The 21,644-nt window shown below is 75.0% G+C and carries 18 protein-coding genes; 9 read left to right on the top strand and 9 right to left on the bottom strand.

Annotated features, from left to right (window positions below):
- The first annotated feature begins 14 nt into the window (after nt 1-14).
- The 3 genes from AFE02nite_RS12625 (at nt 15) to AFE02nite_RS12615 (ending at nt 2,902) form a co-directional block, all read left to right on the top strand.
- Nucleotides 15-290, top strand: coding sequence for an HPr family phosphocarrier protein (locus AFE02nite_RS12625; RefSeq protein WP_034250511.1), 276 nt, complete (start codon nt 15-17; stop codon nt 288-290).
- On the top strand, nt 287-1,960 hold the full coding sequence (locus AFE02nite_RS12620; RefSeq protein ID WP_146819774.1) for a putative PEP-binding protein: 1,674 nt from the start codon (nt 287-289) through the stop codon (nt 1,958-1,960). The genes AFE02nite_RS12625 and AFE02nite_RS12620 overlap by 4 nt, the downstream gene beginning before the upstream one ends.
- A gap of 75 nt (nt 1,961-2,035) precedes the next feature.
- Nucleotides 2,036-2,902: an alpha/beta hydrolase gene (locus AFE02nite_RS12615; RefSeq protein ID WP_052113901.1), complete on the top strand. Its 867-nt coding sequence runs from the start codon at nt 2,036-2,038 to the stop codon at nt 2,900-2,902.
- A gap of 29 nt (nt 2,903-2,931) precedes the next feature.
- Here AFE02nite_RS12615 and AFE02nite_RS12610 read toward each other — a convergent pair whose 3' ends face one another.
- From AFE02nite_RS12610 to AFE02nite_RS12600, 3 genes are read right to left on the bottom strand one after another with little or no spacing between them, the layout of a single operon-like run.
- Nucleotides 2,932-4,071 (bottom strand): acetate kinase, encoded by a 1,140-nt coding sequence (locus tag AFE02nite_RS12610; RefSeq protein WP_052113905.1) that lies wholly within the window; start codon nt 4,069-4,071, stop codon nt 2,932-2,934.
- Between the two features lie 59 nt (nt 4,072-4,130).
- Entirely contained in the window at nt 4,131-6,212 is a 2,082-nt protein-coding gene (gene pta / locus AFE02nite_RS12605) for a phosphate acetyltransferase (protein WP_034247762.1), read from the bottom strand.
- Between the two features lie 8 nt (nt 6,213-6,220).
- On the bottom strand, nt 6,221-8,716 hold the full coding sequence (locus tag AFE02nite_RS12600; RefSeq protein WP_052113903.1) for a phosphoketolase family protein: 2,496 nt from the start codon (nt 8,714-8,716) through the stop codon (nt 6,221-6,223).
- 308 nt (nt 8,717-9,024) lie between these two features.
- Between AFE02nite_RS12600 and AFE02nite_RS12595 the strand changes: the two genes are divergently transcribed.
- Nucleotides 9,025-9,840 (top strand): SURF1 family protein, encoded by an 816-nt coding sequence (locus AFE02nite_RS12595; protein ID WP_146819773.1) that lies wholly within the window; start codon nt 9,025-9,027, stop codon nt 9,838-9,840.
- Here AFE02nite_RS12595 and arfB read toward each other — a convergent pair.
- Nucleotides 9,797-10,234, bottom strand: coding sequence for an alternative ribosome rescue aminoacyl-tRNA hydrolase ArfB (arfB, locus tag AFE02nite_RS12590; protein ID WP_146819772.1), 438 nt, complete (start codon nt 10,232-10,234; stop codon nt 9,797-9,799). The two genes, AFE02nite_RS12595 and arfB, sit on opposite strands and share 44 nt — an antisense overlap.
- Before the next feature lie 140 nt (nt 10,235-10,374).
- Between arfB and AFE02nite_RS12585 the strand changes: the two genes are divergently transcribed.
- The 3 genes from AFE02nite_RS12585 to guaA all read left to right on the top strand — a co-directional run bounded on the left by AFE02nite_RS12585 (nt 10,375) and on the right by guaA (nt 13,003).
- Entirely contained in the window at nt 10,375-10,986 is a 612-nt protein-coding gene (locus AFE02nite_RS12585; protein WP_034247713.1) for a GNAT family N-acetyltransferase, read from the top strand.
- A 40-nt stretch (nt 10,987-11,026) separates the two neighbouring features.
- On the top strand, nt 11,027-11,350 hold the full coding sequence (locus tag AFE02nite_RS12580; protein WP_261765609.1) for a DUF3817 domain-containing protein: 324 nt from the start codon (nt 11,027-11,029) through the stop codon (nt 11,348-11,350).
- Nucleotides 11,351-11,422: 72 nt separating this feature from the next.
- A complete protein-coding gene (gene guaA, locus AFE02nite_RS12575) occupies nt 11,423-13,003 on the top strand; it encodes a glutamine-hydrolyzing GMP synthase (RefSeq protein WP_034247712.1) in 1,581 nt (526 codons plus the stop codon).
- A 56-nt stretch (nt 13,004-13,059) separates the two neighbouring features.
- Here the strand turns inward: guaA and AFE02nite_RS12570 are convergent, their stop codons facing one another.
- The 3 genes from AFE02nite_RS12570 to AFE02nite_RS12560 form a co-directional block, all read right to left on the bottom strand.
- On the bottom strand, nt 13,060-14,439 hold the full coding sequence (locus AFE02nite_RS12570; RefSeq protein WP_034247707.1) for a GGDEF domain-containing protein: 1,380 nt from the start codon (nt 14,437-14,439) through the stop codon (nt 13,060-13,062).
- Between the two features lie 160 nt (nt 14,440-14,599).
- On the bottom strand, nt 14,600-16,033 hold the full coding sequence (locus AFE02nite_RS12565; protein ID WP_034247705.1) for a GGDEF domain-containing protein: 1,434 nt from the start codon (nt 16,031-16,033) through the stop codon (nt 14,600-14,602).
- Nucleotides 16,034-16,161: 128 nt separating this feature from the next.
- Nucleotides 16,162-17,595, bottom strand: coding sequence for a GGDEF domain-containing protein (locus AFE02nite_RS12560; RefSeq protein ID WP_052113881.1), 1,434 nt, complete (start codon nt 17,593-17,595; stop codon nt 16,162-16,164).
- A gap of 88 nt (nt 17,596-17,683) precedes the next feature.
- Between AFE02nite_RS12560 and AFE02nite_RS12555 the strand changes: the two genes are divergently transcribed.
- On the top strand, nt 17,684-18,802 hold the full coding sequence (locus tag AFE02nite_RS12555) for a glycosyltransferase family 4 protein (protein ID WP_146819771.1): 1,119 nt from the start codon (nt 17,684-17,686) through the stop codon (nt 18,800-18,802).
- 299 nt (nt 18,803-19,101) lie between these two features.
- Entirely contained in the window at nt 19,102-19,554 is a 453-nt protein-coding gene (locus tag AFE02nite_RS12550; protein ID WP_034249770.1) for a hypothetical protein, read from the top strand.
- Between the two features lie 89 nt (nt 19,555-19,643).
- Here AFE02nite_RS12550 and AFE02nite_RS12545 read toward each other — a convergent pair whose 3' ends face one another.
- Nucleotides 19,644-20,018: a hypothetical protein gene (locus AFE02nite_RS12545; protein WP_034249772.1), complete on the bottom strand. Its 375-nt coding sequence runs from the start codon at nt 20,016-20,018 to the stop codon at nt 19,644-19,646.
- Nucleotides 20,015-21,574, bottom strand: coding sequence for a PspC domain-containing protein (locus tag AFE02nite_RS12540; RefSeq protein ID WP_146819770.1), 1,560 nt, complete (start codon nt 21,572-21,574; stop codon nt 20,015-20,017). The genes AFE02nite_RS12545 and AFE02nite_RS12540 overlap by 4 nt, the downstream gene beginning before the upstream one ends.
- Nucleotides 21,575-21,644 lie beyond the last annotated feature (70 nt).

The following is a 21,644-nucleotide window of genomic DNA, read 5'->3' as shown; positions in this document are numbered from 1 at the left end:
GGAAGGAACCCACGATGCCCCAGCGCACCGTCACGATCGGCTCCAAGGTCGGGCTGCACGCCCGCCCCGCCGCGCTCTTCACGCAGGCCGCCGCCGGCGCCGGCGTGAAGGTCACCATTTCCAAGGGCGACGGCCCCGCCGTCGACGCCGCGAGCATCCTGCGGGTGATGACGCTCGCCGCCAGGTTCGGCGACGAGGTCACCCTCGCCGCCGAGGGCGAGGGCGCCGACGCGGCCCTGGACCGCCTCGCCGCGATGCTCGCCTCCGACCTGGACGCGGTCCAGGCATGACGACGCTGCACGGCGCGGGCGTCGGCCGCGGCGCCGCCGTCGGGCCGGTGGCCCGGGCGCACCTGAGCCCGCCGGTCCCGGACGGCCCCGCGGACCCCGACCGCGAGGCCGCGACCCGGGCTGCCGAGGCCGCCTTCGCGGCGGTCGCGGACGCGCTCGACGCGCGCGCCCGGGACTCCTCGGGGACCGTCGCCGGCGTGCTCGGCGCCGCCGCCGCGATGGCCCGCGACAGCGAGCTGATCGGGCAGGTGCGCGCGCGCATCGGCCTCGGGCAGGCCGCGCCGTTCGCGGTCGACCGGGCGGTGGCCGAGTTCGTGGACCTGTTCGGCCAGGACCCGTTCCTCGCCGAGCGGGTGACCGACCTGCTCAGCGTCCGCGACCGGGTCGTCGCGCGGCTGCTCGGGCTGCCGGAGCCCGGCGTGCCCGCGCTCGCCGTGCCGTCCGTCGTCGTCGCGCGGGACCTGGCGCCCGCCGACACGGCCGCCCTCGAGCTCGACAAGGTGCTCGCGATCGTCATCGAGCAGGGCGGCCCGACGGGGCACACGGCGATCATCGCCGGCCAGCTCGGCATCCCGTGCGTCGTGCGCGTGGCCGGCGCCGGCGACCTCGCGGACGGGACCGAGGTGGCGGTGGACGCGGCTGCCGGGACCGTCGTCGTCGCGCCCGACGACGACGTCCGGGCGCGCGTCGCCGCGCGTCGGGAGGCGCTGGCCTCCCTCGCCCTGCGACGGGACCCCGGGGCGACCGCCGACGGCCACCCCGTGGCGCTCCTGGCCAACATCGGCACGGCCGAGGACGCCGAGCGGCTCACCGGGGCGGCGGTCGAGGGCGTCGGCCTGTTCCGCACGGAGGTGCTGTTCCTCGGCCGCACCGACGAGCCGACGCAGGCGGAGCAGGCCGACGCGTACGCGCGCGCGTTCGCGGCGCTCGGCGGCCGCAAGGTCGTCGTGCGCACCCTCGACGCGGGCGCCGACAAGCCGCTGGCGTTCGTGACCCGCGGCGACGAGGAGAACCCGGCCCTGGGTGTGCGCGGCTTCCGCCTGGTCCGGGGGGCCGAGGCGCTGGTGCGCGGCCAGCTCGCGGCCATCGCGCGCGCGGCGGAGCGCACCGGCACCGACCCGTGGGTGATGGCGCCGATGGTCGCCACGGTCGAGGAGGCCGCGCAGTTCGCGGCGCTCGCCCGCGCGGCCGGGGTCCGGACGGTCGGGGTCATGGTCGAGGTGCCGTCCGTGGCCCTGCGCGCGCGCGACGTGCTCGCGGAGGTCGACTTCGTGTCGATCGGCACGAACGACCTCGCGCAGTACACGATGGCGACGGACCGGCTGCTCGGCGACCTCGCGGACCTGCTGGACCCGTGGCAGCCGGCGGTGCTGGACCTCGTCGCCGCGACGGCGTCGGCGGCCGCCGAGACCGGCAAGCCCGCCGGCGTGTGCGGGGAGTCCGCGGCCGACCCGCTCATGGCCCTCGTGCTGGTCGGCCTCGGCGTGACCAGCCTCTCGATGTCGCCGGCCGCCGTCCCGGGCGTGCGGTTCGCCCTGTCCCGGCACACCCGGGCGCGCTGCGCGGAGCTCGCGGCGACCGCGCGCGCGGCCCGGACGGCGGGCGACGCGCGGGCCGCGTGCCTCGCGCTGGCGGACCCGGAGGTCCGCGAGGTACTTGCCCTCGGCTGAGCGAGCGGGGCAGGAGGGGTGGGCGGCCCCGGGGAGGGCCGCCCACCCCGGCTCGCGGCACGTAGGCTTCCGGCCATGTCGACATCCCTGGAGTCGGACGGCGCCCTCGAGGGCGAGCTGGACGTGTCCGCCGTCGTGCCCGGGGCCGTGTGCCACCGCGGCGTGACGTACGTGGCCCGGCAGGGCTTCCGGCGGCTGCTCATGGACGTCTACGTGCCGGTACGCCGCACGCCCCCGGCACCGTGCGTGGTGTGGATCCACGGCGGCGCGTGGTGGGAGGGCGACCGGCGGGAGACGCCGAGCACCTGGCCGCCCGGCCTGTTCTTCCCGCTGCTCGTCGAGGCCGGTCTGGCCGTCGCGACCATCGACTACCGCTTCTCCGGCGAGGCGCGGTGGCCGGCCCAGGGTGACGACGTCGCCGAGGCGCTGCGCTTCCTGCGCGCCCACGCCGACGTGCTGCGGATCGACCCGGCCCGGATCGGCGTCGCGGGGGAGAGCGCGGGCGGTCACCTCGCCGCGATGGCGGCGCTGACGGGCACCGGCCCGACGGCGGTGCAGGCCGCCGCGGTCCTCTACGGCGTCACGGACCTGCGCGACTTCGACGGCGTCGAGCAGGCGACGCCCGAGGAGCGGCGCGGCACCCCGGAGGTCCTGCTCATGGGCGGGCTGCCCGACGAGGCGCCGGCGGCGTGGGACGCGGCCTCACCGATCACGCACGCCCACGCCGACGCGCCCCCGATGCTGCTGATCAGCGGCGACGCGGACTCCGTGGTCCCCGTGCGCCAGACCGTGCGCCTGCACGAGGCGCTCGTCGCCGCGGGCGCCCGCGACGTCGTCCTCGACCTCGTGCCGGGCGCCGACCACTGCTTCGGCGGGGTGGACGCCGAGGTGCCGCTGCGGCGGATCGTCGAGTTCCTCGCCGAGCGGCTGCGGGCGGGCTGACCCGGCCGCAGCCGCTCGGCGCCGGAGCGTCAGTCCTGCGAGGCCGTCACGAGCGCGACCGACTCGCGCGCGATCTCCAGCTCCTCGTTGGTCGGCACGACGAACACCTTGACGGGTGAGTCGTCGGTGGAGATGAGCGTGTCGGTCTTCTTGCGGCCGGCGTTGCGCTCGAGGTCCAGCACGATGCCGAGGTGCTCGAGGCCGGCCATCGAGTTCTCGCGCACGATGTCGTCGTTCTCGCCGATGCCGGCCGTGAAGGCGATGGCGTCGACGTGGCCGAGGTGCGCGTAGTACGCCCCGACGTACGTGCGGAGCCGGTGGTAGTACACCTCGAGCGCGGTGCGCGCCCGCTCGTCGCCCGCCGCGACGGCGTCGTGCACGTCGCGCATGTCGGTGTGGCCCGACAGGCCCAGCATGCCCGAGCGACGGTTGAGCAGGTTGTCGAGGTCGTCGGTGGTCATGCCCGCCTCGCGCGAGAGGTGGAAGAGCACCGCGGGGTCGATGTCGCCCGAGCGCGAGCCCATCACCAGGCCGGCGAGCGGCGTCAGGCCCATCGACGTGTCGATGCACCGGCCGCCCTGGACGGCGCTGGCCGAGGCGCCGTTGCCGAGGTGCAGCACGATCACGTTGACCTCGGCGGGGTCCTTGCCGAGCAGCTCGGCCGTGTGCCGCGACACGAACTTGTGCGAGGTGCCGTGCGCGCCGTAGCGCCGGATCGCGTAGCGGTCCGCCAGGTCCCGGTCGATCGCGTACGTGTACGCGGCGGGCGGCATCGTCTGGTGGAACGAGGTGTCGAACACGGCGACGTGCGGGGTGTTCGGGAAGGCGTGCCGAGCGGCCGTCAGGCCGGCGACGTGCGCGGGGTTGTGCAGCGGCGCGAGCGGCGACAGGTCGGCGATCTGCTGCTGCACCGTCTCGTCGACGAGGGCCGGGCCGGCGAAGACGCTGCCGCCCTGCACGATGCGGTGGCCGACGGCGACCAGCCGCGACTCGTCGATCTGCGGACCGTGCTCGGCGAAGAGCGACAGGACGATCGCCATGCCCTCCTCGTGGTCGGCGACGTGGCGCTCGAGCACCGTCTCGCCGTCGAGCCCTTCGTGCTTCGCGCGCCCGACCTCGAGGCCGATGCGCTCGACGATCCCGGTGGCCAGCGCCTGTTCGCTGGCCATGTCGATCAGCTGGTACTTGATCGACGAGGACCCTGAGTTGACGACCAGGACCTGCTCGCTCACTTGCTCTCCTTCGAGGGGCTCATGGCCTGTGCCTGGATGGCGGTGATGGCCACCGTGTTGACGATGTCCTGCACCAGCGCGCCGCGGGACAGGTCGTTGACGGGCTTGCGCAGGCCCTGCAGCACCGGGCCGATGGCGATGGCGCCGGCCGACCGCTGCACGGCCTTGTAGGTGTTGTTGCCGGTGTTGAGGTCGGGGAAGACGAACACCGTCGCGCGGCCGGCCACGGCCGAGTCCGGCATCTTCGTCTTGGCGACCGACGCGTCGACCGCGGCGTCGTACTGGATGGGGCCCTCGACGTCGAGGTCGGGGCGGCGCTCACGCACCAGCGCGGTCGCGGCGCGGACCTTGTCGACGTCGGCGCCCGTGCCCGACTCGCCCGTGGAGTACGACAGCATCGCGATGCGCGGTGCGATGCCGAACTGCTTGGCGGTCTCGGCCGAGGAGATCGCGATGTCCGCGAGCTGCTCCGCCGTCGGGTCGGGGTTCACGGCGCAGTCGCCGTAGACGAGCACCCGGTCCTCGAGGCACATGAGGAACACGCTCGAGACGATCGACACGTCGGGCGTGGTCTTGATGATCTCGAACGCGGGCCGGATGGTGTGCGCCGTCGTGTGGATCGCGCCGGACACCATGCCGTCCGCGATCCCGTCCTGGACCATCATCGTGCCGAAGTAGGACACCGAGCCGACGATCTCCCGCGCCCGCTCGACGGTCATGCCCTTGTGCTTGCGCAGCTCGGCGTACTCGTGGGCGAAGCGCTCGAACAGCTCGCCCTCCTTGGGGTCGAGCACCTTCGCCGCGGCGATGTCGAGGCCCAGCTCGGTCGCGCGGGCCCGGATGCCCGCCTCGTTGCCGAGGATCGTCAGGTCGGCGACGTCGCGCTGCAGCAGCGTCGACGCGGCCCGCAGGATGCGGTCGTCGCTGCCCTCGGGGAGCACGATGTGCTTGCGGTCGGCCCGCGCACGGGCGAGCAGCTCGTACTCGAACATCAGCGGGGTCACGACCGACGTCCGGGAGACGTCGAGGTGGCGCAGCACCTCGGGGCCGTCCACGTGCCGCTCGAAGAGCGCGAGCGCCGTGTCGACCTTGCGCTGGGAGTCCGACGACAGCCGGCCGCGGACCGCCGCGGCGCGGTTCGTCGTCCGGAACGTGCCGAGCTCGGTCTCGATGATCGGCAGCCGCTGGCCCAGGCCGCTGACCAGGCGGGTGATGACCTCCGGCGGCTCGAAGCCGCCGTTGAGCACGATGCCCGCGAGCGACGGGAAGCCGTCCGCGGCGTGCGCGGACACGAGCCCCAGCAGGATGTCGCCCCGGTCACCCGGGGTGATGACGATCGCGCCGTCGGTGAGGCGCTCCATGAGGTGCTCGAGCGACATCGCGCCGACGAGCACGTCGAGCGCCTCGCGCGACAGGAGCGCCTCGTCACCGGCCACGAGGCGGCCCTCGACGGCCTCCATCACCGCGCGGACGGTCGGCGCGGCGAGCAGCTGGTCCTCGGGCACCGCCCACGCGGGCAGCCCCGTCGCGGCGAGCGCGTCCTTGACCTGGGTCACCTGCTCCGGCTCGCACCGGTTGGCGACGACGGCGAGCACCTCCGCGTGCTGCGCGCGCAGCTCCGCGAGGCTCACCTCCGCCGCCTGCCGGATGGCGTCCGGCCGGCGGCCGGTGCCCCTGACGACCAGGAGCACCGGCGCGCCGAGGTTGGCCGCGATGCGCGCGTTGTAGGCGAGCTCGGTCGGTCCCGCGACGTCCGTGTAGTCGGTGCCGACGACGACGACGGCGTCGCACTCGCGCGCCATGTCGTGGTACCGCGTGACGATGCGGGCGAGCGCCGCCTCCGGGTCCGCGTGCACGTCCTCGTACGTCACCCCGACGCACTGGTCGTAGGTGAGGTCGACGCCGTCGTGCGCGAGGAGGACCTCGAGCACGTAGTCACGCTGGTCCGAGGACCGGGCGACCGGGCGGAAGACCCCGACCCGCCGCACCGTGCGGCTGAGCAGGTCGACCATGCCGAGCGCGATCGTGGACTTGCCGGTGTCGCCCTCGGAGGAGGTGATGTACAAGCTGCGTGCCATGGCTCCTACTACTCGTTGTCGCCCCCGGTGGCGGCGGTGGCCGACACCTGGTCCTGCTGCGGGCCGCCCTCGGCGGTCCCGGTCTCGCCCGCGTCCGGCCACACCCAGTCGCGGACCTCGGGGATGTCCTCGCCGTGGTCGCGCGTGTAGGCCCGGGCCCGCAGCCGCGCGTCGACCATCTCCTGGCGCAGGTTCGCCTGGCCCGACCGCATCCAGTGGACGTGGTCGATGACGTCGATGACGAGCTTGTAGCGGTCGATGTCGTTGAGCATCGCCATGTCGAAGGGCGTGGTCGTGGTGCCCTCCTCCTTGTAGCCGCGCACGTGCAGGTTGTCGTGGCCGTTGCGGCGGTACGTGAGGCGGTGGATGAGCCACGGGTAGCCGTGGTAGGCGAAGACGATCGGCCGGTCGGCGGTGAAGAGGTTGTCGAACTCGCGGTCGGACAGGCCGTGCGGGTGCTCCCGCGCGTCCTGCAGGCGCATGAGGTCGACGACGTTGACGACGCGGACCTTGAGCACCGGCACGCGCTCGCGCAGGATGTGCGCCGCCGCCAGCACCTCGAGCGTGGGCACGTCGCCCGCGCACGCCAGCACGACGTCGGGCTGCTGGCCCTCGACCTCGGTGCCGGCCCAGTCCCAGATGCCGACGCCGCGCGTGCAGTGCGCGATCGCCTGCTCCATGGTCAGGAAGTTCGGCGCCGGCTGCTTGCCGCTGACCACGACGTTGACGTAGTCGCGGCTGCGCAGGCAGTGGTCGTAGGTCGACAGGAGGGTGTTGGCGTCCGGCGGCAGGTACACCCGGACGATCTCGGCCTTCTTGTTGACCACGTGGTCGATGAAGCCCGGGTCCTGGTGGCTGAAGCCGTTGTGGTCCTGGCGCCACACGTGCGAGGACAGCAGGTAGTTCAGGCTCGCGATGGGCCGGCGCCACGGGATGTCCGCGGTGACCTTCAGCCACTTCGCGTGCTGGTTCACCATCGAGTCGACGATGTGGATGAACGCCTCGTAGCAGTTGAACAGGCCGTGCCGGCCGGTGAGCAGGTAGCCCTCGAGCCAGCCCTGCATCTGGTGCTCGGACAGCATCTCGAGCACGCGGCCCGCGCGGGCCATGTGCTCGTCGACCTCGGGCCCCTCGAACTCGGCGTTCCACTGCTTGTCGGTCGCCTCGAAGACGGCCTGCAGGCGGTTGGACGCGGTCTCGTCCGGGCCGAAGATCCGGAAGTTGTCCGGGTTGAGCCGGATGACGTCGGCCAGCCACTGGCCGAGGATGCGCGGCGCCTCCGCGAACGAGCCGCCCGGTCGCGGGACGTCGACCGCGTACTCGCGGAAGTCCGGCAGGCGCAGGTCCTTGAGCAGCAGGCCGCCGTTGGCGTGCGGGTTGTCGCTCATCCGCAGGTGGCCCGCGGGGGCCAGGGCGCGGATGTCGGCGGAGACGCGCCCGTCGGCGTCGAACAGCTCCTCGGGGCCGTAGCTCTCGAGCCACTCGCGCAGCACCTGCAGGTGCTCGGGCGTGTCCCGCGCGCTCGCGAGCGGCACCTGGTGCGCGCGCCACGAGCCGGTGGTCTTCTTGCCGTCGATGTAGTCCGGGCCGGTCCAGCCCTTGGGGGTGCGGAAGACGATCATCGGCCACATGGGGCGGGTCTCGTCGCCGCGGGCCGCGCGGTCCTTGATCTCGGCGATCTCGTTGAGCACCTCGTCGAGCACCAGCGCGAAGCGGCGGTGGATCGAGTGCGCGTCCTCGTCGTCGAAGCCGGCGGTGAACAGGTGCGGCTTGTGCCCGTAGCCCACCATGAGCGCGCTGAGCTCGTCCTCGTCGATGCGCGCGAGCACCGTCGGGTTGGCGATCTTGTACCCGTTCAGGTGCAGGATCGGCAGGACGACGCCGTCCTGGACCGGGTTGACGAACTTGTTGGAGTGCCAGCTCGTGGCGAGCGGGCCGGTCTCGGCCTCGCCGTCGCCCACGACCGCGGCGACCAGCAGGTCGGGGTTGTCGAACGCGGCGCCGTACGCGTGGGAGAGCGCGTAGCCGAGCTCGCCGCCCTCGTGGATCGAGCCCGGGGTCTCGGGCGCGACGTGGCTCGGGATGCCGCCCGGGAACGAGAACTGGCGGAAGAGGCGGCGCAGGCCCTCGGCGTCCTCGGTGATGTCGGAGTAGACCTCCGAGTACGTGCCGTCGAGGTAGGCGCTCGCGACGAGGCCCGGGCCGCCGTGGCCCGGGCCGGTGATGTAGATCGTGGACTGCTCGCGCTCGGCGATCGCCCGGTTGAGGTGCGCGTAGAGGAAGTTCAGGCCCGGCGTCGTGCCCCAGTGGCCGAGGAGGCGCGGCTTGACGTGGTCCCGGTGCAGCGGCTCGGCGAGCAGCGGGTTGTCGAGCAGGTAGATCTGGCCGACGGACAGGTAGTTGGCGGCACGCCACCACTTGTCCACGCGCTCGAGCGTCTCGTCGTCGAGAGGCGCGACCTCGCGGGTGCGCCAGCCGGCGGGGCTGTCCAGGACTGAGGTCATGACGCTCTCCTCACAGGGCTGCCGGCGGCCGGGTGGGTCCCGGTCCGCTCCTTAGGTTGCCGTGCGTGTGGGCCAGGACAGGGGACGTTCGGCCCCGACAAAGGCGACCCGATGTGGCCATCTCGCCCGCGGTCGCTCCGCACGCGCTCATCGCATCACATCCCGGCCCTCGGGCGCACCATCGCCCGCCCCTCCTCGTGCGGGACGAACTGCTCGAAGCACGTTCGCACGTGACGATCCCGACCTGCGGTTCCGTGCCACCCGGGCGCGCGGACGCGTCGCGCGCGCGGGCAGGTACCGTGGCCGGTGTGATCGAGGACCGGCCCCCCTACGGCCGGACGGCGCGCTCGCCCCGCATGCTCGGCATCCTCCTCGTGCTCCTCGCCATCGCGGCGGTGTGCGCGCGGCTGGGGGTGTGGCAGCTGGACCGGGCGCAGCAGTCCGCGCGCCAGGCCGAGGCGGCGCAGGCCGCGCAGGCCGCCGACGCCGTCCCGCTCGCCGACGTCCTGGCACCTCAGGCGACGTTCACGGGCGTGGCCGACCGGCGCCTCGTCGTCGCGGAGGGCACGTTCGGGTCGGACGAGGTGCTCGTGCCGGACCGCGAGCGCGAGGGCGAGACCGGCCTGTTCGTCGTGACCCCCTTCGTCGTGGACGGCACGGGCGCGACCCTCGCCGTCGTCCGCGGCTGGGTGCCCGACGCCGGCGACGCCGCGGCCTTCCCGGCGCCCGGCGGTGACGCGACCGTGACCGGCGTCCTGCAGGTGGGCGAGCCCGCGCACGACGACGTGGACCTGCCCCCTGGTCAGGTGGCGGACGTGAGCCCGGCGGCCCTGGTCAACCGCTGGGGCGGCCCGGTCTACACGGGCTACCTGCTGCTCACCGCCGTCGAGCCCGCGCAGGGGGCGCTCCTGCCCGCGCCGCTGCCCGACCCGCCGACGGGGGCCTGGGACCTGCAGAACCTCGCCTACGCGGCGCAGTGGTGGCTGTTCGGGGCGTTCGCGGTCGCCCTGTGGGTGCGCCTCGTGCGCGACGAGGCGCGGCGGTCCGTCGAGCAGGACGCCGCCGAGGGTGCGGCCGACGTCACTCCGGCTGACGACGCGGGGGAGTCCGCCGCAACGACTTGACCTCGCAGCGGTGCTGCTCGGCCGCGACGCGACGGGCCCGCGAGGCCCGGCTGGCGCGGGTCGGCCGGCGTGGGGCCGCGGGCGGGCGCAGGGCGTCGTCGAGGAGGGCCACCAGCCGCGCCGTGGCGGCCTCGCGGTTGCGCAGCTGCGAGCGGTGCTCGGCGGCCACCACGGTGAGCACGCCGTCGGTCAGGCGTCGCGCGAGGTGCGCGACGGCGCGCTCGCGCAGCTCGGGCGGCAGGGCGGGCGTGCGGGCGACGTCGAACGAGAGCTCCACCCGCGAGTCGGTCGTGTTCACGCCCTGGCCGCCCGGACCGCTCGAGCGGGAGAAGCGCCAGCGCAGCTCGGCCACGTCGATCGCGTGGCCGGAGCGCAGCAGCAGGGCGTCGGGCACGTCCCCAGCCTCCCACCCCTCAAGTGGAGCACCGTGGCGGCTGATCGGCTCAACCGGTGCACGACGGCGCCACGGTGCTCCAGTTGAGAGGGGCGGGTGGGGTGCGGGCGTCGCGGAGGATGGGGCAGGGTGGGCGCGTGGTGACGCTGCGCAGCTACCGACCCGACCGGGCCCAGGACAGGGCCGACGTCTACGACGTGTGCGTGCGGACCGCGGAGTCCGGCGGGGACGCCCGCGGCGTGCTCTCCCGCGACGACCTGTGGGGCGACATCTTCGCCGGGCCCTACCTCGCGCTGGAGCCCGAGCTGGCGTTCGTGCTCGACGACGGCGCGCGCGTCGTCGGCTACGTGCTCGGCACGGCGGACACCGCCCGCTGGGCGGCCGAGCAGCGGGCCCGCTGGCTGCCGACGGTCGCCGCGCGCCACCCCCTGCCGGCCACGCCGACGACGCGCGAGGAGCACCTCGTCGACCTGCTGCACCACCCCGAGTACAACGTCCGCCCCGAGCTCGCCGACTACCCCGCGCACCTGCACATCGACGTCCTGCCCGAGCACCAGGGCGGCGGCCACGGGCGGGCGCTGATCGAGGCGTTCCTCGGCGCGCTCGCGGACCGCGGCGTGCCCGGCGTGCACCTGGGCGTGCTGACGGCCAACACCCGGGCGCGCGGCTTCTACGCGCACCTCGGCTTCCATGAGCTCCCGGTGACCGAGCCCGACGTCGTCTACCTCGGCCGCGGCGGGCTCGCCGCGTGACGGGCGGGGGCACGACGCGCGGCAGGGCAGGATGGTGACCATGGAGAAGGTGCGAGCGGCCCTGCAGCGGTACCGCGTGATGGCCTGGATCACCGGCGTGATGCTGCTGATCCTCACGGCCGAGATGGTGCTCAAGTACGTCGTGCAGGTCGACGACTCGGTGCTGCGCTGGATCGAGTGGGTGCCGTTCGCGCACGGGTGGATCTACGTCGCGTACCTCGTGACGGTGATCGACCTGTGGAGCAAGCTGCGCTGGGGCTGGGGCCGGCTCGTGACGATGGTGCTCGCCGGCGTCGTGCCCGTGATGTCCTTCGTGATGGAGAAGCGCGTGCACCGCGACGCGGACGCGGACGCCGGGCGATAGGCGCCCCTCACTAGACTCACGAGGGTGACCCAGCCTCACGGGGAGACCCCGAGCGCCGAGACCACCCCGCCCGTGCCCGCCGCGCCGACGGCCGCCGAGCGGCCGGTGCTCGTGGTCGACTACGGCGCCCAGTACGCCCAGCTCATCGCGCGGCGCGTGCGCGAGGCGCACGTGTACTCCGAGATCGTGCCGCACACGTGGTCGGTCGAGAAGATGCTCGAGCGCAACCCGGCGGCCGTCATCCTCTCGGGCGGGCCGGCGAGCGTGTACGAGCCGGGCGCCCCGGCCGTCGACGCCGCGCTGTTCGACGCCGGCGTGCCCGTGCTGGGCATCTGCTACGGCTTCCAGGCGATGGCGCACGCGCTCGGCGGCGCCGTCGACGCGGCCGCCACCGGCGAGTACGGGGCCGCCACCGTCGCGGTGGACGAGCCGGGCGTGCTGCTGACCGGGTCGCCCGGCGAGCAGGCCGTCTGGATGAGCCACGGCGTCGCCGTCACGGCCCCGCCCGAGGGCTTCACCGTGCTGGCCCGCTCCGCGGGCGCGCCCGTCGCTGCGTTCGAGGACCGCGAGCGCCGGCTGTACGGCCTGCAGTGGCACCCGGAGGTCAAGCACTCCCCGCTCGGCCAGCGGGCCCTGGAGAACTTCCTCTACCGCGGCGCCGGCCTGCGTCCGGACTGGACCGCCGGGAACGTCGTCGCCGAGCAGGTCGCCGCGGTGCGCGCCCAGGTGGGCGACGCGCGGGTCATCTGCGGCCTGTCGGGCGGCGTGGACTCCGCCGTCGCCGCCGCGCTGGTGCAGCGCGCCGTCGGGGACCAGCTGACCTGCGTGTTCGTCGACCACGGCCTGCTGCGCCGCGGCGAGGCCGAGCAGGTGGAGAAGGACTTCGTCGCCGCGACGGGCGTCCGGCTCGTGGTGGTCGACGCGCGCGAGCAGTTCCTCGGCGCGCTGGCCGGCGTCACCGACCCCGAGACCAAGCGGAAGATCATCGGCCGCGAGTTCATCCGGTCCTTCGAGGCTGCCGCGCGCGACCTCGTCGCCGAGAGCGGCGCGTCGGGCGAGGAGGTGCGCTTCCTGGTCCAGGGCACGCTCTACCCCGACGTCGTGGAGTCCGGTGGCGGCGAGGGCGCCGCGAACATCAAGTCGCACCACAACGTGGGCGGCCTGCCCGACGACCTGCAGTTCGAGCTCGTGGAGCCGCTGCGGACGCTGTTCAAGGACGAGGTGCGCGCCGTCGGTCTCGAGCTCGGGCTGCCCGAGGGCATCGTCTGGCGCCAGCCGTTCCCCGGGCCGGGCCTGGGCATCCGGATCATCGGCGAGGTCACGGCCGAGCGCCTCGAGGTGCTTCGGGCCGCCGACGCCATCGCGCGCCAGGAGCTCACGCTCGCCGGGCTCGACCGGACCATCTGGCAGTGCCCAGTGGTGCTGCTGGCCGACGTGCGCTCCGTCGGCGTGCAGGGTGACGGCCGCACCTACGGGCACCCGGTCGTCCTGCGCCCGGTGAGCTCCGAGGACGCGATGACGGCGGACTGGACGCGCGTGCCGTACGACGTGCTCGCGCGGATCTCCAGCCGCATCACCAACGAGGTGCGCGAGGTCAACCGCGTCGTCCTGGACGTGACGAGCAAGCCGCCGGGGACCATCGAGTGGGAGTGAGCGGCCGGTCCTGAGGGCGCGCCGCCGTCGGGCAGCCGCCCGCAGGGACCGTGCCGTCAGCCCGCCTGCCGCCGGTCGGTGTCGTGCCGGGGCAGCTGGGAGGTGCGCAGGACGCCGTGCCGGGCGCGCTTCTGCCGGTACATGGCGGAGTCCGCGGCCGAGAGCAGGCGCTCGGCGTCCAGGCCGGTCCCCGGCGTCCCGATCGCCGTGCCGGTCGCGATCCCGACCCGCACCGTCACCCCGCCCACCTGCACCGGCTCGACGACCACCTCGGTGATCCGCCGCACGGTCTCGCTCGCCAGCACCGCCGGGTCGCCCTCGGCGACGATCACGAACTCGTCGCCGCCGAAGCGCGCGACGAGGTCCTCCTGGCGCACGCTCGCCGTCAGCCGGCGGGCCACGACGGTCAGCACCTCGTCCCCGACGTGGTGACCGTGCACGTCGTTGATCTCCTTGAAGCCGTTCAGGTCGCAGAACGTCACGACGACGGCGGGCACCTCGCCGGCCTGGACCCGCGCCACGGACTGGGTCAGGCGCTCGCCGAGCTCCCGGCGGTTGGCCAGGCCGGTCAGCTCGTCGTAGCGGGCCATCCAGGCGAGCTTGGCCTCCGCCTCGTCCCGGGAGCGCGACAGCAGCCAGATGCGGGTCAGCACCACGGGGACGAGCAGCAGCGTCGATGCGGCGGACAGGACGTTGTCGAAGTCGCCCGCGGCGACCTCGTGCGCGATCCCCAGCGACGGGCCCACCGCCAGGGCGGAGCCTGTGGCGATGACCGTGGCGGACGTGATGTGGCCGCTGGTCCGGACCTCCCGGTCGGGGAGCCCGGGGGCCGACGGGTGCAGGAGAGCGCACGCGACGAGGGTGTAGGCGACGATCAGGAGCGGGCCGGGCCACCAGGCCTCGACCGCGCTGTGCGGGGCGGTCGCGACCGCCCTCCCGAGGCTCGCGGCCGTGAACGTGATCGTGGCGAGCGAGAAGAGCAGGAGGGGCGCCGGACGGTCGGCGCTGGTGTGGTGCATCGTCACGGCCGCGCCGAGGGTGGCGGCCTGGACGAGCAGGACGAGCGTCGCGACGCGCTGCGCACCGGCCTCCATGCCCAGTCGCTCCGTGACGGGACCGAGCACGAGCTGCCAGAGCACGACGGCGCAGCTCACGGCGATGACGGCGGAGTCGAGCACCGCCCCGCTCGGCCGCGGACGGGGGGCGAGCAGGAGGCGGAGGGCGGCGACGAGCAGGGCGAGGTAGGCGAGGGATGCCGGCAGTGCCTGCAGCCAGTGTGCCGGCAGGCCGAGCAGGTCCACGCGCACGAACCACGTCGCATCGCCCAGGACCGGGGCGCCGATCCCGGCCAGCAGCCAGGTGAGGCTGTCGTGCGCGCGCCGGCCGCGCCTGCGGCGTGCCTCGGCGACGAGGCCGAAGGTCGCGAGCCCGGCCACGACGTCGCCGGCGTCCTGGACGGAGCCGCGCGTCAGCGCGGCGCCGACGACGAGCGCGGCGCCGACGACGGCGGCGGCGAGGGGTCGCCGGGGGGATCGGCCACACTCCCAAGATCGGCACGTCGGGACGCCCCGATGAGCGGGCCGGGCGCGCGGACGGCTATGTCGCCCGGGCCGGCCGTCCCTTGTGGCGGTACATCTCGGCGTCGGCGGCGGACAGCACCTCGTCGACAGGGGTGGACTCGCCCGGGTGGACGGCGCGGGTGCCGACGCTCGCCCGGCAGGTCAGCCGGGTCCCGTCGAGCTCGAACGGCTCGGCGAGCGCGGCGGCGACGGTCTCCCGGATGCGGCGCTCGACGGCCTCCGGGTCGCCCTCGCACAGGATGAGGAACTCGTCCCCGCCGAACCGCGCGACCGTGTCGCCGGCGCGGAGCCGCCCGCGCAGCCGTTCGGACACGGCCACGAGCAGGCGGTCGCCCGTCGGGTGCCCGAGGCCGTCATTGACCGACTTGAAGTCGTCGAGGTCCAGGAAGGCGACGACGGCGCCCGGCGAGCTCCCGTCCGACACGCGGGCGAGCGTCTCGCGCAGAGCCGACGTGACCGCCCGCCGGTTGGCGAGCCCGGTCAGCTCGTCGTGCTCGGCCAGGTGCGCGAGCCGCGCCTCGGCCGCGTGGTACAGCCGGGCCAGCATCGCGACGCGCCCGAGCACGAGCGGGACGACGACGACGGCGTTCGCGGCCACCAGGACGCCGTCGACAGGGCTGCCCAGGCCCGCCTGGAGGCCGACGATCACGGGCGCCGCGAGCAGCGCGCCGCCCAGGCCGAGGATCCGGGTGCGCGTGAGCCGCTCGGCGGACGGCGGGACGGCGACCGCCGCGCCGGACGGGTGCAGGCTGGCCGCCGCGAGGCCGCCGTACGCCAGGCCCCAGAAGACGGCCACCCACCACGGCGCACCGACCGCCGCGTCGTCGGTGGCGAGGACCTTGAACGCGTTGCCCGCCAGACCCGCGGTCGCGGACACGAGCACGTACCCGACGCCCGCGTGCCGGGCCCCTTGGGCCAGGAAGGACCGGAGCAGGGCGCCCGTCATGCCGCCGAACAGGAGCACGGTCAGCACGCTGGTCACGACGGTCGCCGGGGTGGCATCGATCCGGTCGAGCTGGGGGCGCAGGACCACCGCCCAGAGCACGGTGGTCGCCGTGATGGCGACCAGGGCGGCGTCGATGAGCGCACCGGGGTTGCGGCGACCGGGCGGTGAGACGAGCAGGAGCGGCCCCGCCAGCAGCCCGAGGAACCCCAGGGGGAGGGCGACCGCGCTGAGGCCGCTCGCCGCGTCGGGGATGCCGGTCAGTGCGGGGACGGCCACCGAGCCGAGGGCGTCGAGCGTCAGCACCGCCACGCCCGCCAGGACCGCGCGCCAGGCCGGCCCGGTCGCCAGGCCGACCGCCACCTGCCGGCCGATGACGACGAGCGCCGTCGCGGTGGCGACGAGGGCCGCGGGGCGGCGTCCCGCCGTGACGGCGACGACGGCCACCGTGATCACGAGGACGGCGAAGACCAGGTGCGCCGTGCGGGCGTTCGCCGGTCTCCTCACACCTTCCCATCGGTCCGGGCGTGTCGACCGTGAGTCATCCCGGACCGACCCGGTGCCGACTTCACCCGGCAACCGGTCACCGCTGTCCGGTGACGAGCGTCCGTCGTCAGCCGGTCACCGGTGGTCGTTCACCCTCGGCCGGACGTCCGTGCCCGCTGCTCCCGCTTGTCGCAGTACATCGCCTCGTCCGCGGCCGCGAGCAGGCGACCGGGGGTCGCCCCGTCGCCCGCGCGCGCCACGGCCGCCCCGATCGACGCGCCCACCTGGTGGCGCTCGTCGCCCACGTGGACGGGGTCCGCCAGGGCGGCGGTGACGCGACGGACCACCTCGCTGCGGACGTCGCCGTCGGCGACGACGACGAACTCGTCGCCGCCGAACCGCGCCACGAGGTCCGTCGGCCGCATCGCGGCCGCCAGCCGACGCGCGACCACGGCGAGGACGGCGTCGCCGGTGCCGTGCCCGTGCGCGTCGTTGACGGACTTGAACCCGTCGAGGTCGCAGAAGACGACGGTGACCGCCGCCGTCTCGCCCCGGGCGAGGCGCTCGAGCGCCCGGGCGAGCCGCCGGCCGAGCTCCCGCCGGTTGGCCAGGCCGGTCAGCTCGTCGAACCGGGCCAGTCGCGCCAGGTGCGAGTTCACGTCCTCCCGGGCGCGGACGAGCAGCCGGACACGCAGGCCGACGAGCACGAGGAGCGCCAGCATGCCGACGCCGAGCGAGACGCCGTCGACGGGCCGCCCGACGAGCCCTTGCACGACGGCCACGGTGGGGCCGACCGCGAGGGCCGTCCCGAGCGCGCGCAGCATCGCGGGCGTCAGGCCGGGGGTGGCGCTCCGGGGTCGCTCGCCGAGCCGGGCGACGGCGGGGTGCCAGGTGGCCGCCGCCGTCGCGCAGAAGGCGACGATCCACAGCGGCACCACCCACCACTGGCCGTCCACCTGCTCGGGCGTGGTGGTCGCCACCCGGGCGACGAAGCCGGCCGTGGTCGCGCCGGCGGCGAGCACGAGGTAGCCGACCGACGGGCCGCGGGCCACCGTCGTCCGGGCAAGGGTGACGAGGCAGCCGGTGGTCGCGCCGAGCGCCAGCAGGCTGCCGAGCGACGCGACGCGGACGGCGCGGGGGGCGCCGTCGAGACCGGGGCTGACGGCCGTCGTCCAGACCGCCAGGGCGATCGCGACGGCCACCGTGCCGGACTCGAGCAGGCGGGCCTGGTTCTGACCGTCGCCCTGGAGCAGCACGCCCGTGCCCGCCAGCACGAACGCGCCGAAGGTCAGGACCGGGACGGCGACGAGCACCTCGCCGGCACCCGTGGCGCCCTGGAGCCAGACGAACCACACGACGCTGTAGACGAGGAGGACCAGCAGTCCGGCGCAGAGCCAGTCCCAGGGGCGGCGCGACGCCGGCCGCCACCGGCGCCGGGCGCGCAGGACCGAGCCCAGCGCCAGCAGCAGCGCGACCTCGAGGACGACGCCCTGCGCGAGCCCGCGCAGCGGCAGGCTCGCACCGACGAGGGCGATCGTGCAGACGGCGAAGCGGAGGTGCAGCGCGCGGGTCGTCGGTGACACACGACCATGATCGCCGCTGTCGGAGCGGGGAGACGTGGGCCCTCTGGGCCCGCCGTCCCCGCGGCCGGTGCCGGGCTAGCCTGGCCGGGTGCGGATCCTCCACGTCTCCGACTGCTACGCCCCGCGGACGGGTGGCATCGAGTCGCAGGTGCGCGACCTCGCCCGGGCGCAGGTGGCGGCGGGGCACGAGGTGCACGTCCTGACCGCGACGCTGGGGCCGGAGGGCGAGCGCGGCGGCGTCGTGCAGGACGACGACGGCGTGCAGGTGCACCGGCTCGGCGCGCGGCTGCCGTTCGAGCTCCCGGTGAACCCGGCGGCCGTGCCGCGGATGCGCACCGTCATGCGCGGGCTCGCCCCCGACGTCGTGCACGTGCACGCGGGCGTCGTCTCGCCGTTCGCGTACGACGGCGCCCGGGTCGCCCTGCGCGAGCGGCTGCCCCTGGCGATCACCTGGCACTGCATGCTCGACGGCGCGGTGCCGGCCCTGCGCCTCGCCGCCCGTCCCCGCTGGCGCCGGGCGCCGGTGGCGCTGTCGGCGGTGAGCGGGGCGGCCGCCGAGCGGGTCGAGGCCGCGTTCGGGGGGCCGGTCGGCGTGGTGCCCAACGGCATGGACCTGGAGGCGTGGCGCCCGCCGGGGGCGTCGGCGCCGGCGGACGGGCCGCTGCGCTGCGTCGCGACGATGCGCCTCGCGCCGCGCAAGCGGGGGCTCGCGCTGCTCGGCGTCGTCGAGGACGCGGTCGCGCAGCTGGCGCCGGGTGCGTTGCGCCTGGACGTCATCGGCGACGGTCCGCAGCGGGTGGCGATGGCCCGCCGGGCGCGCCGGCGTGGGCTGGCCGACGTCGTGACGCTGCGCGGTCGGATGACCCGTGAGCAGGTGCGGGCGGCGTACGCCGACGCGGACGTGTTCGTGGCGCCGGCGGTGCTCGAGGCCTTCGGCATCGCGGCGCTCGAGGCGCGCGCAGCCGGGCTCGTGGTGGTGGCCCGACGCGGGACGGGGATCGCGGAGTTCGTCACGGACGGCGTCGACGGCCTGCTGGTGGACGACGACGCCGGGATGGCCCGCGCCCTGGTGCGGCTCGCGTCGGACCGCGGGCTCCTCGAGCGGCTGCGGGGGCACGCCGTCGTGCACCGCCCGCTCCAGGGCTGGCGCGCGACGCTGGCCGCGGCGCAGGCCGAGTACGCCCGCGCTGCCGCCGTCGCGCGCTGAGGGCGAGGCGTCCCGGGCGGGCCCGGCGCCGTCGCGCGCCCGGGCGGCACCGGCGCTGTCGCGCGCCCGGGTGGCGCGCCCTGGCCGGTGCCACGGTTTTAATCCGCCGACAGAATGTCCGGTTTTCCCCTAGGAATGATCATGTACGGCCGTGATTATTAGGACCAAGGTCCACCGGACCATCGGCCCAGGCAGCGCGCCCGCGGATTTGGCACGCTCATCCCATGAGCTCGGAACGTGAGCTCCCCGGGGTCGGCGCTACCGGACCCGGACCCTGAATCCTGGGAAGGGATCGCATCATGGGCAACACCAAGGCCGTCCGGATCGTCGGCTACCTGGCCCTCCTCGCCGGCGCCATCATGGTCATCGCCGGTGGCGTCACCTGGGGCATCGTGCGCGGCCAGCTCGTCGCCGAGAACATCGTCATCCCCGAGGACGCGATGGCGTTCCAGGGCAACGTCGTCGACGGCCCGCTCGACGCCTACGTGCAGGCCGACATCATCAACCACCACGCGCTCGAGGCCTCCGGCGGCAAGACCTACGCCGAGCTCGACCGCGAGGACCCGCTGCGCGCGACCGTCATGAACGGCTCGTTCCTGCGCACCTCGCTCTTCTCCTCCGTCATCGCCTTCGGCGTCGCGTTCTTCGCGGGCGGCATGGGCATCCTGTGGGGCCTCATGGGCTTCGCGCTCCTGAAGCTCGCGCCGAAGACGGCGGTCGTCGAGGCGAAGAAGGTCGAGGCCACCGCCTGAGCTCCACCGAGCACGACCGAGGGCCGTACCCGATCGGGTACGGCCCTCGGTCGTTCGCGTCCCCGGCCGGTCGCCCGGGACGCGCCTCGTCAGCGGCGTCGGCGCACGGTCGTGGCGACCGATCCGACCAGGAGCAGGACGCCGGCCGCGGCCACCAGCACGATGAACGCGAGCTCGACGTCGAACGTCAGGCCGATCGCCCAGGCCAGCACCCCGGCGCCGATGGCGGCGAGCACCAGGCCCCAGACGATCGTGCCGACGCGCATGCCGCGCTGCGGCCGGACCGGTGCGACGGGCGGTGCCGCGGCGGTGGGCGGGCCCTGCACCGCGGGCTGGGTCGGCGCTGCGGTGTCCTCGGGGCCGGTGTCGAGCGGGCTGGTCATGGTGTCCTCCTGGGGGGCTGTGCCGGGGTCGTCCGGCGTCGTGTGCAGCGGCTGGGTCGGCCGTTCGTCGGGAGTGCTCATCGCCCCTCCTCCACGGTGAGCTCGCCGGCGCCGAGCGTGAGCTCGAGCTCGAGCTGGGGCTCCGCGCCGTCGCGCACCGCCTGGGACTCGTAGGTGCGCCAGCCGCCGTCCCCGACGCCGGACCGGGTGGCGTCGTCGAGCCAGGTGAAGTCACCGGCGGTCTGGCGCACGCGGGCGGTGTAGGCGCCGTCCTCGGGGAGCACGACGCGGAGCTCGCCGGCGCCGAGGTTGACGGGGACCGTCACCACGTCCGTGTCGAGCGGCAGGTCGGTGAGGTCGATCACCACGTTGCCGGCGACGATGGAGTAGCCCTCCTCGGCGACCGACACCTCGGTCGGGCGGTACTCGGCGTCGCCGACGAACCGGCCGTTCGACCAGTTGATGTCCGACGCGGCGCTGATCGGCACGATGACGAGCAGCGTGACGATGGCGAGCCCGCCGAGGCCGCCGCTGGTGCGGCCGAGCGCGCCGGCGATCGCGATGCCGAGGCCCGCGAGGACGACCATCACGGCCGCGGCGGTGAGCAGGACCGGGTGGTCGAACCGCCCGATCCGCTCGGCGTACAGCAGGCCGGCGAGCACGAGGAGGCTCAGGGCGAACACGATGCCCACGGGGCGGCCGCCGGGGCCGGAGCGCACGGGCGGCAGCGCGGTCTGCGGTCCCGCGGGGGCCGGCGGGCGGTGCGGCGGGTACGGCGTCTGGCCGTAGGCGTAGCCCGGCTGGCCAGGGCCGTACGCCTGCGGGGCCGGGGCCGGAGCGGCGGGCGGGGCGGCGGACATCGAGGTTCCTTCCGATCGGGGGGCGGCGGCCGGGGTGGCCGGGCCGTAGGTCGTGGGGCGGGGCGGGGGGCCGTAGACCGGCCCGGAGGTGGGTGCTGCGCCGAAGGGGGCCGGGCCTGCGGGAGCGCCGCCGAAGGGCGGCGGCCCGTACGGAGCCGGCCCGTAGGGCGCCGGGCCGTACGGCGGTGGCGTACGGGGCAGCGACGTGCGGGGGCCGACTCCTGCGCCGCGGTTGCGGCTCGCGTTGGACGCGACGACGACGATGATGACGACCACCGCGATCATCGCGACGAGGCCGCCCCACCACGCGTCGTGCCGGTTGCCCCACCAGGGCATGCCCCAGGCGTCCGGGGCGCCGAAGCCGATGAGGATCGCGGCGAAGCCGCCGATGACCGCGGCGTCGAAGTCGCCGCGGAACAGCTGCTGGACGTGGATGCGCCCGTCGCGCTGCTCGGGCAGGAGCAGCCACGCCACGCCGTAGAGCACGAGGCCGATGCCGCCGAGGAGCGCGCCGATGCCGAAGAGCCCCCGCACGATCAGCGGGTCGATGCCGAGCCGCTGGGCGAGGCCGCCCGCGACGCCGCCGATCCACCGCTCCTCGGAGCGCACGACGCCCATGCGGCGCACGTTGTCGAAGAACGCGTCGGCGCCCGTGGTGGGCGGCGGGGCGTAGCCGCCCTGGTCGCCGGGAGCGGGGGCAGGGGCGTCCCCCGGGTTCTGACCGGGGGTCTGGCCGGGCGCCGTCGGGCCCGGCTGCTGGGCAGGGGTCTCGTCCATGGCACCGAGCCTGCCGTGCGGGCGGTGCACCCCACATCGGGGCACGGCCCTGAGCCGACCCTGAAAGCGC

It is taken from the genome of Actinotalea fermentans (assembly GCF_007991475.1).
Lineage (GTDB): Bacteria > Actinomycetota > Actinomycetes > Actinomycetales > Cellulomonadaceae > Actinotalea > Actinotalea fermentans.
The sequence above is the reverse complement of the archived record's forward strand: the minus strand, read 5'-3'. Positions and strand labels throughout refer to the sequence as shown.